The sequence below is a fragment of the Planococcus sp. SSTMD024 genome, assembly GCF_041320495.1.
GTDB lineage: Bacteria > Bacillota > Bacilli > Bacillales_A > Planococcaceae > Planococcus.
The window spans coordinates 793953-809905 of sequence record NZ_JBGGNS010000022.1 but is presented as its reverse complement, the minus strand read 5'-3'; the positions used below and the strand labels follow the sequence as shown (position 1 = coordinate 809905).

11 protein-coding genes are annotated in these 15953 nt (G+C 50.4%); all 11 read right to left on the bottom strand.

Translation table 11 applies throughout. The annotated features are described in order from the left end of the window. Nucleotides 1–767 precede the first annotated feature (767 nt). The gene (locus AB9R92_RS12800; RefSeq protein ID WP_370670110.1) at nt 768–3134 is read right to left on the bottom strand and encodes a SpoIID/LytB domain-containing protein; all 2367 of its coding nucleotides are present in this window, start codon (nt 3132–3134) and stop codon (nt 768–770) included. Between the two features lie 195 nt (nt 3135–3329). After that, nucleotides 3330–4709, bottom strand: coding sequence for a cell wall-binding repeat-containing protein (locus AB9R92_RS12795; protein WP_370669808.1), 1380 nt, complete (start codon nt 4707–4709; stop codon nt 3330–3332). Nucleotides 4710–4953: 244 nt separating this feature from the next. Continuing rightward, nucleotides 4954–6054: a glycosyltransferase gene (locus AB9R92_RS12790; protein ID WP_370669807.1), complete on the bottom strand. Its 1101-nt coding sequence runs from the start codon at nt 6052–6054 to the stop codon at nt 4954–4956. Next, entirely contained in the window at nt 6051–6773 is a 723-nt protein-coding gene (locus tag AB9R92_RS12785) for a WecB/TagA/CpsF family glycosyltransferase (RefSeq protein WP_370669806.1), read from the bottom strand. Before AB9R92_RS12785 ends, AB9R92_RS12790 begins: the two co-directional genes overlap by 4 nt. 60 nt (nt 6774–6833) lie before the next feature. Beyond that, complete coding sequence (locus tag AB9R92_RS12780; protein WP_370669805.1) at nt 6834–8111, bottom strand: nucleotide sugar dehydrogenase; 1278 nt, start codon at nt 8109–8111, stop codon at nt 6834–6836. A 766-nt stretch (nt 8112–8877) separates the two neighbouring features. Further along, on the bottom strand, nt 8878–10299 hold the full coding sequence (locus AB9R92_RS12775) for an alanine/glycine:cation symporter family protein (RefSeq protein WP_370669804.1): 1422 nt from the start codon (nt 10297–10299) through the stop codon (nt 8878–8880). A 95-nt stretch (nt 10300–10394) separates the two neighbouring features. Further along, nucleotides 10395–11486, bottom strand: a complete 1092-nt coding sequence (locus tag AB9R92_RS12770) for an amidohydrolase (RefSeq protein WP_370669803.1) — start codon at nt 11484–11486, stop codon at nt 10395–10397. A gap of 99 nt (nt 11487–11585) precedes the next feature. Then, nucleotides 11586–13199 carry a M20/M25/M40 family metallo-hydrolase gene (locus tag AB9R92_RS12765; RefSeq protein WP_370669802.1) on the bottom strand — a complete coding sequence of 538 codons (1614 nt, stop codon included), beginning with the start codon at nt 13197–13199 and terminating at the stop codon, nt 11586–11588. A 42-nt stretch (nt 13200–13241) separates the two neighbouring features. Beyond that, the gene (locus AB9R92_RS12760; protein ID WP_370669801.1) at nt 13242–14156 is read right to left on the bottom strand and encodes a DMT family transporter; all 915 of its coding nucleotides are present in this window, start codon (nt 14154–14156) and stop codon (nt 13242–13244) included. 44 nt (nt 14157–14200) lie between these two features. Next, the gene (gene panF / locus AB9R92_RS12755; protein ID WP_370669800.1) at nt 14201–15676 is read right to left on the bottom strand and encodes a sodium/pantothenate symporter; all 1476 of its coding nucleotides are present in this window, start codon (nt 15674–15676) and stop codon (nt 14201–14203) included. After that, nucleotides 15673–15945 (bottom strand): YhdT family protein, encoded by a 273-nt coding sequence (locus tag AB9R92_RS12750; RefSeq protein WP_370669799.1) that lies wholly within the window; start codon nt 15943–15945, stop codon nt 15673–15675. The genes panF and AB9R92_RS12750 overlap by 4 nt, the downstream gene beginning before the upstream one ends. Nucleotides 15946–15953 lie beyond the last annotated feature (8 nt).

The following is a 15953-nucleotide window of genomic DNA, read 5'->3' as shown; positions in this document are numbered from 1 at the left end:
ATTTTACATGAAATTAATATGGGAAGGCGAGGGCTGAATTCTTTATTGAATGCCGGCTAGTGGGGGAATCGCTTCCCGGGACTTATGTGGATGAGATAGCGAGGGTTTGGTTGTGGAATTGTTGCGATGTTCTATTGGTTCTTCATGTTAAGTTTCGCCGCCTTGCTTTGGGTTGGCCTCCCGCAGCAAGCCAGGAAGAGCACCTGTCTTACTGCGTCGGCTCACCCTTGACGCCGGCCGGCTTGAAGATTTCATTGTGTGAAGAGTGTTTAAGCAGTTCTGCTTCTAGATACGTTGCCGGCTAGTGGGGGAATCGCTTCCCGGGATGCGGCGTCTGGTACCTAGGGGATCACTTCTAAATATTGTAGAAGGGTAAAATTAATTAGCACATTCTTGCGATTAATCTGACTCAGGCTAATATGCATGACACACTTTCACGTAAAAAAACTAAGTGGGCAGAAGAAATTTTCTCCCACCCTAAAACTAGCGATGGAGTGGAAGAGGGCTGACACCTGTGGGACCGCGCGGGCTGGCGAGACAAAGGTGGCGCGCTTTTTGCTACCTTGGCTCAACACCCGCCTCATACCCGGGCAGCTGAAAGCGCGACGTCCTGTCGCATCAGCTGCATGACCTGCATCCTGTGAGCCCCAAGCAGCACCGCAGTCGAAATGCAGAAGCTTGTCTCCACTTCTTTTTTATTCCAAAGAAAAAGCCGCCCTATAAAGGACGGCTTTTGTTTATCCCAGAATCTATTTGTGCGAAGGAGATTATTTCACAAATTGGGATGTGTGTTCGATCGAGACGTTCTGGTAATAGAAATTCAAGATTTGCTCGGCGCTGTGGCCAGCTTGCGAGCGGTAATAGGATCCCCACTGGCTCATGCCAATGCCATGGCCGAAGCCTGTGCCATCCATGACAAAACGGTCTGATTCATCCACGATGTCAAAGTCGACGCTCTTCAAGTTCGCTGCGCCCATCAATGTGCGGAAAGTGGTCATGCTCGGTGTCTTGCCGGCAGTGTATGTGACGATGGCCTGATGCTTTTTCAAAGAGGAGCCGATGTATTCGTTGCTTGCCGTTTTCAAGGCGCTTGGAATGACCGACTCGCCCCCGAGATAATAAGCCTGGTCTTTTGTCAGTTTGCTGATCCGCGCCATATGTTCAGCCGGCAAGCGTTTTGGATCTGGGTGCAGCATAAGGATTGGTGAATTCGTTTTCGCGGCTAACACAGATCCTGCGAGCGCATCGACAAACGAATGGGCATTGCCAACCACAAGGTTTTTGCCGTTCATTGGCAATAGGCGGTTGATTTCGAGGCTGGTTTCCACGCGTGTTTTCCCGCTGATCCGGTCACTGTGGATATTGAGCGCCCCCAAAGCGCCTGCCATATTTTCAGGAATCGCTTCGTTTCCCCCGATGATCAGCGCTTTCTCGGTCGCCCCGCGTTCCATGAATGAGGCGGTATTATCCGAAAGATTCTTGCCTGTATGAATCAGGATCGGCAGCTGGTGTACAGCCGCATAAGCCGAAGCCGATAATGCATCAGATGAATTATCATTTCCTGTAGCCATCAGCACGGTTTGCGTCTGGCCGATTTCTTGTGCAATCAGCAATGACGTATCGGTCCGGCTTTTGCCTGCCAATCGCTTAATGTTAAAGCCTTTATCAACCAAAGCTTCTTCCACATTTTCCGAAATAGCCAAAGTGCCTCCCAACAGGTAGATAGTCGCCCCTTGGACGGTTTGTTTTTCCAAAAATTCCTCTACAGATGGTGGCAAAGCGTTGCTCTTGGTCAGCAGTATCGGCGCACCGTATTTATGCGCCAGAACCGTACCGGCCAATGCATCTGCAGGCACATCCCCACGGCCCAATACAATAGCAGGCGCTTTTTCAGTACCTAATAATTCTTTTGCAATTTCAATAGCTGTGTCATAGCGGCTTTTGCCGGCCAATGTCTTGGAGGCTGCGCCGGCTGCCATGTCGAAGCTCAATGCCCCGTTTTTGCTGTTGCGGATATAATAATCCATTTCAAGTGTGATGGATTGGACTTTTCCGGTGTTCGCGAAGTCTTCGGTCTGGATTTTATTGATCGAAGCAATTTTGATCGATTCGACAGTCGAATCCTGGGCTTTTGCTTTATTCAACAAGTCTTTCTTGAAATTGGTGAACGCTGCTTTGCTTGGTTCACCGACAAGTGAGCCATTCAGGTTCAATTCACCTGTCGTATTCCACCAAATGGCCGGAGCCATCAAATCGGCCGTTGCCGGCAGCTGCTGCTTAAGCCAGTTGAGTTTCCATGGCGTTTTGGGATCGAATTCATCTTTTTGCGTAGTAGAGAGATATGGCAATTTGCTCGACCAATGTTGTTCAGGAAGCTCTGTCTGCCCTCCATTGCTTGATGAGAAATATGCGGTGACAAACCCTTTTTGGCCGTCCGCCTTTTTATAAGTGAGAATTTGTCCTTCTGTTTCATCGACTGCGCGGTTTGTGTACTCGTAAACCGGATTGTAATGCGGGGATAGTGAATCCCACATAAAGCCTTTATATACTTGGAAAGTCGTTGTATCGTCTATTTCCAATGTACTTTGGCTCATTTTAGAGAAGATATAGGAACGGGCGACAATGGCTTGGGCTTTCAGTGATTCCATGCCCCTGTTTGCCCCCCAGCTGGCCGGGCTTTCCGATGGCACGACGCCTTTGAGGTAATCTTCAAATGGCAAGGAGTTAACCGGTTGGATTTTCGTTGTACCGGACATGCGGAATAGGATCGTCCCGAGATACGGATGGATGGCCTGCGATCCAGGCTTGTATAGATGGATGTTGTTGGCCTTAGAATAGACGGACGGTTCGATCGTCACCGTATTCAAGCCGCTTTTCAAGGTTTGGCTGCCTTTTTTCAACACCAATTTACCGGACGACACTTGCACCTGGTAACGGGTTCCTGCCGTTAACTTCACGGTTTTGTCTTCTTTTAATTGTGAACTGCCTCGTGGAACGAAATCGTAGCTGCTGTTTGTCCCCAAACTATTCGTCAAGCGGACTTTGACTGTAAAATCGTCAGCTGCCGAGACGTTTGCCGCCCCTCCTGCCAGAACGCCGATGAACAAAAGCATGGCCAACCCCTTCAGTAACATTCTCAATGCTTTTCCCCCTAATGATGATTTTTTAGATGAACTCTCTCTTTTTTAACAGTATATTCTAGAATTTTATTAAAAGGTACATAAATTTTCTAAATATTTGTAAATAATACCACCTGCGAACTTCATTGTTGTTGAGTATTCCTCGATTCTTTGTCCACACGCGAAAAAAAAATGGCCGAAGCCATTTCTTTAATCTGTATAGGAGCGGATTGTGACGATTTTCTTGTCCCAATGGCCCCAAGATGTAGCAAGTGGCGTGATCGTGACGCCTGTGCTAGTGCCGGCATGGATGATTTTTCCATCACCGATGTAAATTCCGGCGTGTGTCGGATGCGTTGGTGTACTTCTCGCCAAATCCAATAGTACGATATCGCCGACTTTGACATTCGAATAGCTCACCGGTTTGCCCGACTGAGCCATTAAAGCAGTCGTTCTCGGGATCGAGATTCCGTTTTTATTGAAGACATACATCAAGTAACCGGAGCAATCGAACCCTGCAGTCGTTGTGCCGCCCCAGCGATACGGTGTGCCGATATGTTTTTTCGCTTCATCGATAATATTGGAACGGATATCCACTGATGGTTTGACGACCGGTATCGGGGCCGGCTTTGGATTCGGGTTCAATGCTTCTTTTGAAACCGCCACTTCCCCGCCAATGACTGTCAGTTTCTTCACGTTTTTATTATTGATGATATCTTTTGTTTGCGAAGGCAACGCTGACTGTTTGACAAGTAAAATAGGCTTGCTCTGTTTCCCGCCAAGCGCAGAACCTGTGAGCGCATCGGCAAATTGTTGGCCAGAAGCTACGAGGGAATCGTCAATGGTTTTTGGATACAGTTTCGCAACGACCGCTGCCGCCGTAGCGTATCGGTCTTTCCCTGAAATACGCTGCACTTTGGCTGATTGGCCAATTTTGTTGTAGACCGCTGAACTGACAGCGACTTCTCCGCCTACGACGGTTACATCTTTATAATTTTTCAATGCCTGCTCAACTTCTTTAGATAATTCTTTTCCGGACGTAAGAAGAATCGGCTTTCCTGTTTCTGCAGCATGAGAAGCAATAGACAAAGAATCGGCATAGCCTGACCCGCTCGCCACGATAGCAGAAGTCCCCCCGACTTCTTTAGCAATCAAGGCCGATGTTTCTGATCTGCTGCTTCCCGCAATTCGATCAACATTAATGCCTTTTGACTTCAATTGCTGGACCACTTTGTCGGAAATCGCAATTTCACCGCCGAGGATGGTTGCGTTCTTAGCCCCGAGACGGCCAATTTCGGACATGATCGATGCCGGTACCGCATCTTTTTTCACCAACAGGATCGGCGCGTTTAACTTTTTGGCAAGCGGTGCGCCTGCCAGAGCATCCGGATAATTATCTGCAATGACAAGCACGACGTTATCGGTACTATTGGCCTTCCAGCCTTCACGCGATACCTGGATCGCCGTTTCATAACGATCTGATCCGGAGATGCGGTCGAATTTTTCAAAGACGCTTGCTTCTGAACTGGAAGCGAAAGCAGTCACTGATAAAGCAGTTGCGGCGATCATTGTTCCAAACCATTTTGTCATTTTCATATGCTTCTTCTTCCCCCTGAGTTCTATAGTCTGTTTTTCTGTATTTATTAGGCAATTATTTGTTCTGAATAATTCAGAGTTTATCACTGAATTTATGAGATGAATATTACATTTATATTACAGCCACGACAAAAAACCCTTTGAGACAGTGCTCAAAGGGCTCTAGAAACCGCGTCCTGTATAGGCTGAACGGTATATTTCATAATATTAACATTTTAAAATAAACAGGAGTAATTACCTAGTTTAACTTCAAAACTGCTCGATAAACTCGTTGGATCTCCCGTTGCAGCTTTTCATTGGAAAAATTTTCTTTTGCAAAGATGCGAAGCATGCTTCCCATCTCTTGGGTATCCGCATCGAGCGCTTTTTCCATGACGTGTTTGAGTGCATCAGAACGCCCCGGTTCAACGATCCATCCGGTTTTCCCGGGATCAACAAGCGCTGGCACGCCGCCGACATTGGTCGCGATTACTGGCGTTGCCATATCCGCGGATTCCAACAGCACGAGTGGAAAGCTTTCGCTATGCGAAGTCAGTAACGACACATCCGCTGCATACAATAATTGATCCACGTCATTCCGCGCTCCCAAAAATTGAACTCGCTCCGAGACGCCGAGTGCCGCTGCCTGTTCTGTTAATTTTTCGCGCAGGCTGCCTTCACCAATGACCCAAAGTTTACAAGGCCGGTCAATCTGGGCGAAAGCGTCAAGCAAGATATCATGCCCTTTGACAGGATGGAGCCGGGCGACAATTGCAAAGACGAATTCATCTTCTCCAGTATCAAGTGACTGGCGGATGGCGTGCTTATCGAAGTCCGGCAAGGTGTCATGGAAATTGATGCCGTTGAACACCGGGGTGATTTTCTTCCGTTCGACACCCATTTTGACGAGCATATCCTTGAAATTCTCCGAGACGGCAAACAAATGGTCCGCACGGCGCATCGCCCGCTGGTTCAAAATGGTGAATACTTTGGCAAGCGGCTTCGGCTGATGGAGAAAATCGAGTGTCGGATCGCTGTGAACCGTGATGAACCACGGCATCCCCAGTTTTTTGTAGACCGAATCGATCAGAAAATTGGCACGTGCCCCGTGGGAATGAACGATAGTGAATCCGCCCTTTTTCAAGACCATCAAAATTTTTCTGGGAGCCGACCGGTCGAGACGGCTGTTTTGTTGGACGACCGTCACTGGAATCCCGGCTTTTCTCGCATCTTCCGCAAACGCGCCTTCTGTCAACAACAGCAACTCTGCTTCTACGGGAGAGTTGGTCAATAGCTGCAATAGATGCTTTTTCGAGCCGCCCGTCTCTCCCCCGCTGATCACATGAAGTACTTTCATCATTGTTTTCCGCCCTTATCGCGCACGGCTTTGATGAGAAATTGCGGAAGCGCCATTTGGCGTTTGATGCGCGAAGGCTGGCTGGCAAGACGGTAGAGCCATTCGGTCCCGGTGTTCAAGAACAATTTTGGCGCACGTTTGACATTGCCGCTGTAGACGTCGAAACTGCCGCCGACACCCTGGAAGATGTTGACGTCCAACCGCTCCATGTTTTCGCGGATGAACAGTTCCTGTTTCGGGCTGCCGAGCGCGACAAATAAGATCTGGGGTTTTGCTTCATTGATGGCCTGGATGATTCTTTCGGGATCTTTTTCATAGCCGTCGAGCGTCCCGGCAACGATGAGATTCGGGTATTTCGCTTGGATGTTTTGGGCCGCCAGTTCCACCGTCGCTTTTTTCGCCCCGTACATGAAAATGCGGTGGCCGTGTTTATTCGCGAGCTGAAGCAGCGCATCCATCATGCCGATTCCCGTGACCCGTTCACGGATTTCGCCGCCGCGCATGCGGGATGCGATTTTAATGCCGACTCCGTCCGGAATCTGGTAGGTCGATTCATTCAACAAGGTCCGGAGCGCAGGGTCTTTTGAAGCCATCATCACTTTTTCAGGATTGATGGCGACGATGCGCGATTTACGTCCCACTTCGATATCGGTTTGGATTTTATCCAGCAATTGCTGTTCGGTCTCTTTATTGACCGTGACGCCTAAGATTTCTTCTTTCATGTAGTTCGTGCCTCCATGCAAAACCGCATTTCCAATAGCTTGAAAATGCGGCCGTTTATTTTATTTCTTGGGATTGCCTTTGCCGTCGCCGAGACGGTAAACCGTGAATCCAGCCTCTTCGTAGGCTTCACGGCTGATGGCATTTTTCGTGTCGAAAATAGCTTTATGGCGCATCGTACCGCCAAGGTTTTTCGGATTGTATTCCTTGAATGCTTTATGGTCGGTCAAGATGACGATCAAGTCTGCGCCTTCGACCGCTTCATCGTAGGATTGCGTCTGGAACGGCGCTTTGTTTTCTTTGACATGCGGGTCAAAGGAAGAAATGCGCAGGTTTTTCGCTTTCAAGCGCTCCAGCACTTCCATCGACGGGCTCTCGCGGATATCGTCGATATTGCCTTTAAAGGCCAAACCGAAGACAGCGACTTTCGCATCGGCCACGTCTTTCAGGATGTCGTCGATTTTGTCTGCCGTGTACTGCGGCATGCCGTCGTTCGTATTGCGCGACAGGTGGATGATCTGCGAAAGATCCTTCTCTTTTTCAACCAAGAACCATGGATCGACTGCGATGCAATGCCCGCCAACACCTGGCCCTGGCAAGTGGATATTGACCCGCGGGTGGTGGTTGGCGAGACGGATGGCTTCCCAAGCATCGACACCGACGTTATCGGAGATTTTCGCGATTTCATTGGCGAATGCGATGTTGACGTCGCGGTATGTGTTTTCCATGACTTTGACCATTTCAGCAGTGGTTGCATCTGTCAAAATGAATTCGCCTTTAACGAATGATTCGTAATAAACTTGCGTGCGCTTTGAAGATTCCTCGTTGATGCCGCCGATGATGCGGTCATTTTTCACGAGTTCTTCGAAGACTTTCCCTGGAATGACGCGCTCCGGGGAATGCGAAACAAACAGTTCTGTCCCGATTTCCAAATTGCTTTTCACGAGGATCGGCATCATGACATCAAGTACAGTACGCGGTGGTACGGTCGATTCCAAGACGACCAAATCGCCCTTTTTCAGGAATGGCACGATCGATTCTGTCGCTGCACGGATGTAGTCCATGTTGGCAGTTTTGTCTTCCGCAATCGGAGACGGCACGGCGATGATAAACATGTCTGCTTCTGCAGGTTTTGTCGAAACCGAGAAAGTGCCTTTTTCCAATGCTTTGTTCAAATAATCTTGAAGAAACGGTTCTTCAATGTGGATTTGGCCGCTAGACAGCATGTCCACCGCTCTTTGATTGACGTCCACGCCATGAACCTCATAACCATGGTTTGCGAACATGACCGCTGTCGGCAAGCCGATATATCCTAATCCAACTACACAGATTTTTTCCATTTCGTTAATTCTCCTCAATCGCCAGTAATTTTTTATCTCCTGCTTTGCAAGCAGAGATTTGGTTCAATAGTTTTGCTAAATAAGTTGAACTAATACGTTGTCTTTAAGACTTCATTGCATACGATATTCCGCAAAACAGCTGAAAAGCTTTGCTCAACTCTCACGCTGTTCGAGCATCGCAAACGAATTAATTTAGCTACGCTTCACTAATTCGCTTCCTGGGGGCTTACGCTGAACTAATTCGGGCTTACTGCCCGAATGGATTTCAGCACTTCGTCGAAACGGAGTTGGAAAGCCCCCTCCGTTTCTGCTCCCCAAGGAGTCTGCGCTATTTTGCTCCATATCTATTGATATAATCCAGATATTAAGAGTGCAAGGCAGCGAAGGGCAAAGATGTGCTCCCACATCGCTGCGCTACTGCGTCGCAAACGAATCGTGTCAAGCACGATTCGCTTCCTGCGGGAGCAGTGACGGAGCATCGCGACGGAGCGACATGAGTCTTGAGACCCCACAGGAAGCGCAGCGACCGAGGAGGCTCAAGCCATGCCCGCGGAAAGCGTCTGCCTGTAACGATTGCATCGCTCTCTTTGACTGATTCATTTTTTGTTCAACTCACATATTATCAATAGTTCATTCTACCATAGCATGGCCTTAGGCAGAAATCGTTTTGGTGTATTTTTCATTACGGTTTCGTTACAGGACGCAAGGCAGCCCGGCGGGGTTCCCAAAGAAAAACCTCTTCCGCTGATGCGGAAGAGGCTAGAAGTTATTCGTCGTGACGATGTGCTTCTTCTCCCCAGCATTCCGTGTTTTTCAGGCCAGGTAAATTTTTCGCATAGAACACGGGATTCTTGCCGGCTTTCCTTTGCCCCATATAATCGTCGAGGACGCGGAAGGCAATCTTCCCGAGCAATGCGATGACGACCAGGTTGATGACCGCCATCATGCCCATGAACAAATCAGCCATGTTCCAGACGAGCTGGACTTGCGCGATCGAACCGAACATGACCATTGCAAGCACGCCGAAACGGTAAGCCGTCAGCCACATGCTGTGGGCATTGATGAACTCGATATTCGTTTCGCCGTAATAATAGTTCCCGACGATCGAACTGAAAGCGAAGAATGTGATCGCCACTGCCAGGAAATACGGTGCCCATGCGCCAACGTGCATATCGAGCGATGCCTGTGTCAGAAGGATCCCTTCCTGTTCGCTTGTGCGGTACAAGTCCGCCAGAATGATGACGAACGCAGTCGCCGAACAGATGATGATGGTGTCAAAAAACACCCCAAGGCTTTGGACAAGCCCTTGCTTTGCGGGATGCGATACGTTCGCAGAAGCGGCAGCGTTCGGAACAGAACCCATGCCGGCTTCGTTCGAGAACAAGCCCCGGCGTATCCCTTGCATGATAGCTGCGCCAATACCGCCGCCGACAACTTCCTCAAGCCCAAATGCATTTTGGATGATCAGGGTGAAGACCGCCGGGATTTCGGTAAAGTTCAAAATGGATATGTACAGCACGACGAGTAAATAGGCAGTCGCCATGACCGGCACGACCACTTGCGTCACGTGTGCAATGCGGCGAACGCCGCCGAAGATGACGATTGCTGCCAATACGACCAAGCTTGCGCCAACGACCCAGTTCGGGATATTAAAAACATCGCCGACCGATTGGGCAATCGTGTTTGATTGCACCGAGTTGAAGATGAAGCCGAATGCGAGTGTTAGGAGAATGGCGAAAATGATCCCAAGTTTCCGTGTGCCGAGCGCTTTCTCCATGTAATACGCCGGCCCGCCTCGGAATTGCTCACCGTCTTTGATTTTGTAGACTTGGGCGAGCGTGCTTTCGATGAATGCCGTCGCCATCCCGATGAGGGCAACGACCCACATCCAGAACACGGCGCCCGGCCCGCCGATGGCAATCGCCAAGGCAACGCCGGTAATATTTCCGGTCCCGACGCGTGATGCGGTCGAGATCGTGAATGCCTGGAACGCCGAGACCCCGCCTGTGCCGTCTTTCTTTTCCGCGATGACACGGAACATTTCACCAAATAAACGCACTTGCACAAAGCGTGTGCGGATGGTGAAGTAAAGCCCTAAACCGAGCAGGAGCCCGATCAATATGTATGTCCAAAGTAAGTTATTGCCTTCGTCGACGATCCACGTCAACCCATTAAAAATCGCATCCATCTTGATGACCCCTTTGAAATTCTATTGTATAAACCATTGTTCCATACCCTTAAACATGGGTATGGAAACAAAAAGATTCAGCTGTGGCAAGGCATTCATGCCAGTCGCAGCGTTTCCGCCAACACGCGTGCACCGATGTCGAGCGCTTCCCGGTTGAACTTCATGTCCGGATGATGCAGCCCCGGCGTTAAGTCAGCTCCAATCCCGACCATCGCCGCTTTCAGGCTCGGCTGCTTGATTGTGTAGAAATGGAAATCATCCGCACCGGTCGTCTGGATCGGATCCGCGAAAGCTTCTTCTCCGAGTACATTGCGGATTGCCCGCGCGGCAATTTCCATCGCCTCGTCCGATACTTCAGCAGCCGGCGTGTAATCGTCCCATTTCAAGTCGATTTTGACGCCGTGAAGCGCGGCGATCGCCCGCAAGCCTTCTTCGAGGCGAACTTTCATCGTGTCCATCAAGGCATTGGACTGTGAGCGTACATCCAGCGCGAATGTGGCGCTTCCCGGAATGATGTTCAAGCTTTCCCCGCCGGTCTGGATATTCGTCAGTTTAGCCGAATAGGATTCGAATGGCGAGAAATAAATCGTTTTCACGAATTGATGGATCGCCGCGATGACATCGATGGCATTTTTCCCTTGATGCGGCCGCGCACCGTGCGCATCTTCCCCTGTGATCTTGCCTTTCAGGAAAATGCCTGACCCGTGATGAAGCGCCGGCGTCACCTTGCCGAACGGCAGCTCTTCTTGTGGGCGCAAATGGACACCGAACAGATGCGTCACGCCTTCTAACGCACCACGTTCAATCATTGCAAGCGACCCGTTGCCCTGCTCCTCGGCCGGCTGGAAAATAAAGCGGATGCGCTTATTCAAGGATTCGTCTTTCAAGCGCAGGAGCGCTCCGAGCACCATTGACATATTGGCATCGTGGCCGCAGGAATGATTGGCTTGTACTTTGCCGTTCACTTCCTGCCATAAGGCATCGATATCCGCACGGACGGCGATCACTTCTTCCCCTTTGCCGATCTCTGCGAACAAGCCCGTGACATCATCGAATGTCCGGTACTTCACCCCGAGCTCTTCCATGATTTGCGCGAGCTTCTTCGTCGTCTCGACTTCCTTGAAGCTGACTTCTGGATGCGCATGGAAATGATCAAAATAAGTTTCGGCCTGTTGCTTGAATTCCATAAAAGATCCGCTCCTTTACATTTTTCATCTTGTTGAATTGTACCTTTCTTCTCCATCCAAAACAAACCGGATTGTGAGAAGCGATTTCATTTCACAATACTAATCCGCTTGTTTTGCGATGTGCAAAATCAAGCTTGCGATGATTTCCGGAATTTCCTCGAATGCATTTTTGATATGGAGCCGTTCGGTGCGTTTATGCGGATCTTTGCCAAAGGGACCGATGTTCAAAACAGGCGCCTGGAGCTGCTGCATGGCTTGGAACGGTATGCTGTAGGGATCGCCGTAAACCGGCGTGTTGTCCTCGTAGCTGACCCAGCCGCTCGAGGTGTCCTGGTAATTGACATAGCTGAGATCAGAAATGCCGTTGAAGAAATGGACTTGCTCGAGCTCCAAACCGAAACGGTCGAAGGCATTTTGCGTGACGTGTGCCACACACTCTTCGATGAACGGGTCTTCGCTTGAATTGACCGCCGGGTAATAAGGCGGCGCAAATAACAAGACGATGCCCGGCGTCAACTCCTGGCAATTGAGCAGCAGGATGTCCGCAATATGGAATGATTTATCGCGGACGTCGCGTTCCGGGTCCATCAAGGTGTCGCGAATCAATTGATTGATATAATCGATCCCGAATTTCTTTTTGGCGTATTCCACCAATTCTTCGTAACGGATGACGCGGATCTCATCAAACCGCGGTGCCATGCCGACATTTTCGCACAATGCATGGTAATCTTTCATGCATTCCGCAGCGGACTCCTTCGCCAAGCCCTCAAAAATATCCATGATGTCTTCTGCATTTCTATCCATGGTGAAGACGTTGTAGAGCGCTTTGGTGCGATAAGGCGTCTGGACCGAGTATTCCGCTTTCATATCCCCTTGCGTCAGGGTTACCGGAAGCGGTGTCTCTTCTCCGTGAACGGTCTCGGAAAATGCCGGATTCCATTCCATTTTCCGCGTCAAATACGTGGAGAGGTAGCTTGAGGTCATGCCGGCAAGCGGCTCGCCTGCATGCGTTTCCTTTCCGTAGAACAAGGCGCTTGGCATGATTTTCCCGATCGACCCGGTGTAGATGTAGTGTGATTCATCGCCTGGCGATTTTGCGAATACCGGCTCGCCGTTCAAAAACAATACATACTCCAAGCCGTATTGGCGTTCGAGATCGAGCAGCTTCGATACGCCGTAGCGCATGCCTGCCGAGTTGATTTCCTCGTCCGGCACTGACATCAACAGGATGTTGATCGGCCAATCTTCAAGACTTGCCCGTTCGATCAGCGCCATATGGATCGCCAGCCCCGACTTCATGTCCATGATGCCGCGGCCGAATAAATAGTCGCCCGACGCAAGATCGGCCTGCACCTCCGGCTTGAATTCGCTTTTGATATTTTGGAAAGCCTTCTCCAGTTCCGCCGGTTGATAGGCGAGCGGCGCCAAATCCCCGTATTCATGCACGGCCACCGTATCGAAATGGCTGAGCAGCACAACGGTTCGAGAGGCTTGTTCATGCTTGTACAAAGCCGTCAAATAACGCCGCTCCCAATTGACTTCTCCCAATGACACAAGTTCCGGGTGATTGCGGAAATATGCCATTTCCATTAACTTGGCTTTTAATCGTTCAGGGAACTTCACTTCCCCTTCTGTCAGCCCTTGTGATTCCCAGCCGACCAATTGTTCCGTCAACTGGCGCAATTGTTCGGGTGTACCCCATAAACCTGTCATCATATATTCTCCTTTCGCTATTCCACTATAGAAAAAAACGGCTCATACGGGGAGCCGTTTCTTGCGTTTCCGGAGCAAATCCTCCGCTGCCCCTGATCCGAAGATCACGCCGATGACAATGAGCACCAGGCCGACCAAATGACCCGGCGTAATCGTTTCACCGAGAATGAGGCTTGCTGCCACGAGCGAAAACAGCGTATTCAAATTCATGAAAATTGCCGCTTTCGTCGGTCCCGCTTGGCCGATCGAGTAATTGTAAAGCATATGCCCCACCGCTGTCCCGAGCATGCCCGAAAAGAAGAAGGCGAGCCAGAACGATGACGGAACATCCCGAAATGCTGCGATTTCTCCCGGTTCCTGGATGAGCGCGATGATGAATAACACGGTCGCCCCCGTCACGAGCATATACCCGGTCAGCAGGCGCGGATCGAGTGAACGCGCCGCATTTGCTATGACGATATAACTGAAGACTTGTGCCAGAATGGAGATGAAAACCAACACATCCCCGATGCTCATGCCAGCCGCCGAGTCGCCTCCGACCATTACCGTGGTGGCGACGCCGGCAAAACCGATGAATACCCCGAGCCATTGCAGCCTAGACGGTACATTGCGCATGATCAGCGAGACGAGAACCGCCGTCAGCATCGGCCCGGTCCCGAGAATCAACCCGGCGTTCGTCCCAGAAGTGATCGCCAAGCCTTGTGACAGGAAATAATGATGCGCCACTACATTCAGCAAAGCCCCGAGCAATATGTATTTCCAATCGCTGCGCTTTGGCCAGCGCATCATGCCGAGCGATGCCAAAATGATTAATACCGTGACGCCCGCAAGCAAGATCCGAAACGCCGTCAGCGTGACCGGATCGACAAATTCCAATAAATACTTGACCGCCGCGAGGTTGAATCCCCAAACGACCATGACCGATGTTAAGATGCCGTAAACTTTCCATGGAGTCAAAAGTGCAGCCCTTCTTTCCCTTATTCCAGATATAACCCTTTATTTTACGCTTGTTTTTCGTTTCTGTATAGAACGGCGTGATAATCATACGCCTTTCTTTTGATCAGCAAGCTGAAGGCGATATAGGCGATGAGCGACAGGACGACCGGCAAAGTAACCGTATGGACGCCAAATAAATTGCCGTTTTCGATGTTGTAGAAATGAAGTGCGATATAGCTCGCGATCCCTGTCGCCATGCTCGCGACCGCCCCGTATTTATTGCCCCATTTCCAGTAAAGCCCGAGGACGATGGGCCAGATAAACGCCGCTTCCAGGCCGCCGAACGCGAATAAATTCAGGAAAATCAGCAATTCGGGCGGGTCGAGCGCCAGCAAGAAGACGATGATGCCGAGAATTCCGGTAACACCGAATGACATGCGCTTGACCGTTTTGAGGCTGGCATCCGGTTTCACGTAATTCAAATAGACATCTTTGACAATCGATGAACTGACAAGGAGCAAAAGTGAATCGACCGTCGACATGATCGCCGCCATCGGAGCTGCCAGGACAATTCCCGCCACCCAAGGCGGCAAGGTTTCCAGTGCGATGAGCGGGATGACTTTGTCGCCGACTTCGATTCCTGGAAGGATTGGGCGCGCGAACACGCCGATCAAATGCATATTGAGCATGATGAAGCCTGTGACCACCGTTCCGATGATAAGCGCACGGTGCATCGAGCGTGCATTCTTATAGGACATCGCACGTACCGCGATTTGCGGCAAACCGACGACGCCGACACCGACCAGAATCCAGAACGACGATACGTAAGCGGCGCTGAGATTGCCTTCCGCTCCGTACGGCGTGACCAAATTCGGGTTTTCATTGATGAGATCCTGCATAATGTTCGAGATTCCGCCGCCCGAAATGATGACGGCAATGAGCAGGACGAGTGTGCCGATGAGCATGACCGCCCCCTGGACCGCATCGGTCAAAGCGACAGCGCGGAAACCGCCGATCGTCACATAGACGAGTACGCTTATGGCAAACAGGAACAGCGCCGATTGATAGCTGAGCCCGGTCAAGGACTCGATGAGCCGCGCGCCGCCGATCCACTGGGCCGCCATTGCGGAAAACAGGAAGATGATGATGCTAAGCGCGGACAAAAGGACAACGGCTGTGCTATTGTAGCGGGCTTTCAGAAAATCGATCATCGTCACCGCGTTATAGCGCCGCGCCATGATGGCATATTTCTTCCCGAGAATCATCAAGACGAAATAACCGGTGACCACTTGTGTCATCGCAAGCAACACCCAGCCGAAGCCCATCGTATACGCTGTCCCGGGCCCTCCGAGAAAACTGGAGGCGCTGCCGTATGTCGCGACCATGGTCATCGCCAGGACAAAACCGCCAAGCTCACGCCCCCCCAGAAAATAATCGCTGATAAAGTTCGAAGAGCCGGCCAGCTTCTTGCTTGACCAATAGCCGATGAAAAAAATGATGATCAAAAATGCGATCATGGGAATGAGGACTGAATAGTTCATCGGCTGTCCTCCTGTTGTTCATCAAATGGCACATCGACGAAGAAAAATTTGACGACGACCGTGACGAGCACAACCATGACCAGGAAACCGACGATGCAGCTATAGAAAAACCAATCGGGCAATCCGAGTATGTATGTGTATTCTGTGACCGGGCGATTGCCGAGCCCGTAGGCGAAAGCGAACCACCAGATGAAATTGAAGAGCGCAAGGCCAAGGCCGATCCAGGCTTCCCGATGCGCGACGCGGAAGCGCCAGTCTGTTTCTTTCATGGATATCC

Coding starts and splice junctions, on each gene's coding strand:
- AB9R92_RS12800 (WP_370670110.1), bottom strand. CDS start 3,134: ATGTTACTGAAGGGGTTGGCCATGCTTTTGTTCATCGGCGTTCTGGCA.
- AB9R92_RS12795 (WP_370669808.1), bottom strand. CDS start 4,709: ATGACAAAATGGTTTGGAACAATGATCGCCGCAACTGCTTTATCAGTG.
- AB9R92_RS12790 (WP_370669807.1), bottom strand. CDS start 6,054: ATGATGAAAGTACTTCATGTGATCAGCGGGGGAGAGACGGGCGGCTCG.
- AB9R92_RS12785 (WP_370669806.1), bottom strand. CDS start 6,773: ATGAAAGAAGAAATCTTAGGCGTCACGGTCAATAAAGAGACCGAACAG.
- AB9R92_RS12780 (WP_370669805.1), bottom strand. CDS start 8,111: ATGGAAAAAATCTGTGTAGTTGGATTAGGATATATCGGCTTGCCGACA.
- AB9R92_RS12775 (WP_370669804.1), bottom strand. CDS start 10,299: ATGGATGCGATTTTTAATGGGTTGACGTGGATCGTCGACGAAGGCAAT.
- AB9R92_RS12770 (WP_370669803.1), bottom strand. CDS start 11,486: ATGGAATTCAAGCAACAGGCCGAAACTTATTTTGATCATTTCCATGCG.
- AB9R92_RS12765 (WP_370669802.1), bottom strand. CDS start 13,199: ATGACAGGTTTATGGGGTACACCCGAACAATTGCGCCAGTTGACGGAA.
- panF (WP_370669800.1), bottom strand. CDS start 15,676: ATGAACTATTCAGTCCTCATTCCCATGATCGCATTTTTGATCATCATT.
- AB9R92_RS12750 (WP_370669799.1), bottom strand. CDS start 15,945: ATGAAAGAAACAGACTGGCGCTTCCGCGTCGCGCATCGGGAAGCCTGG.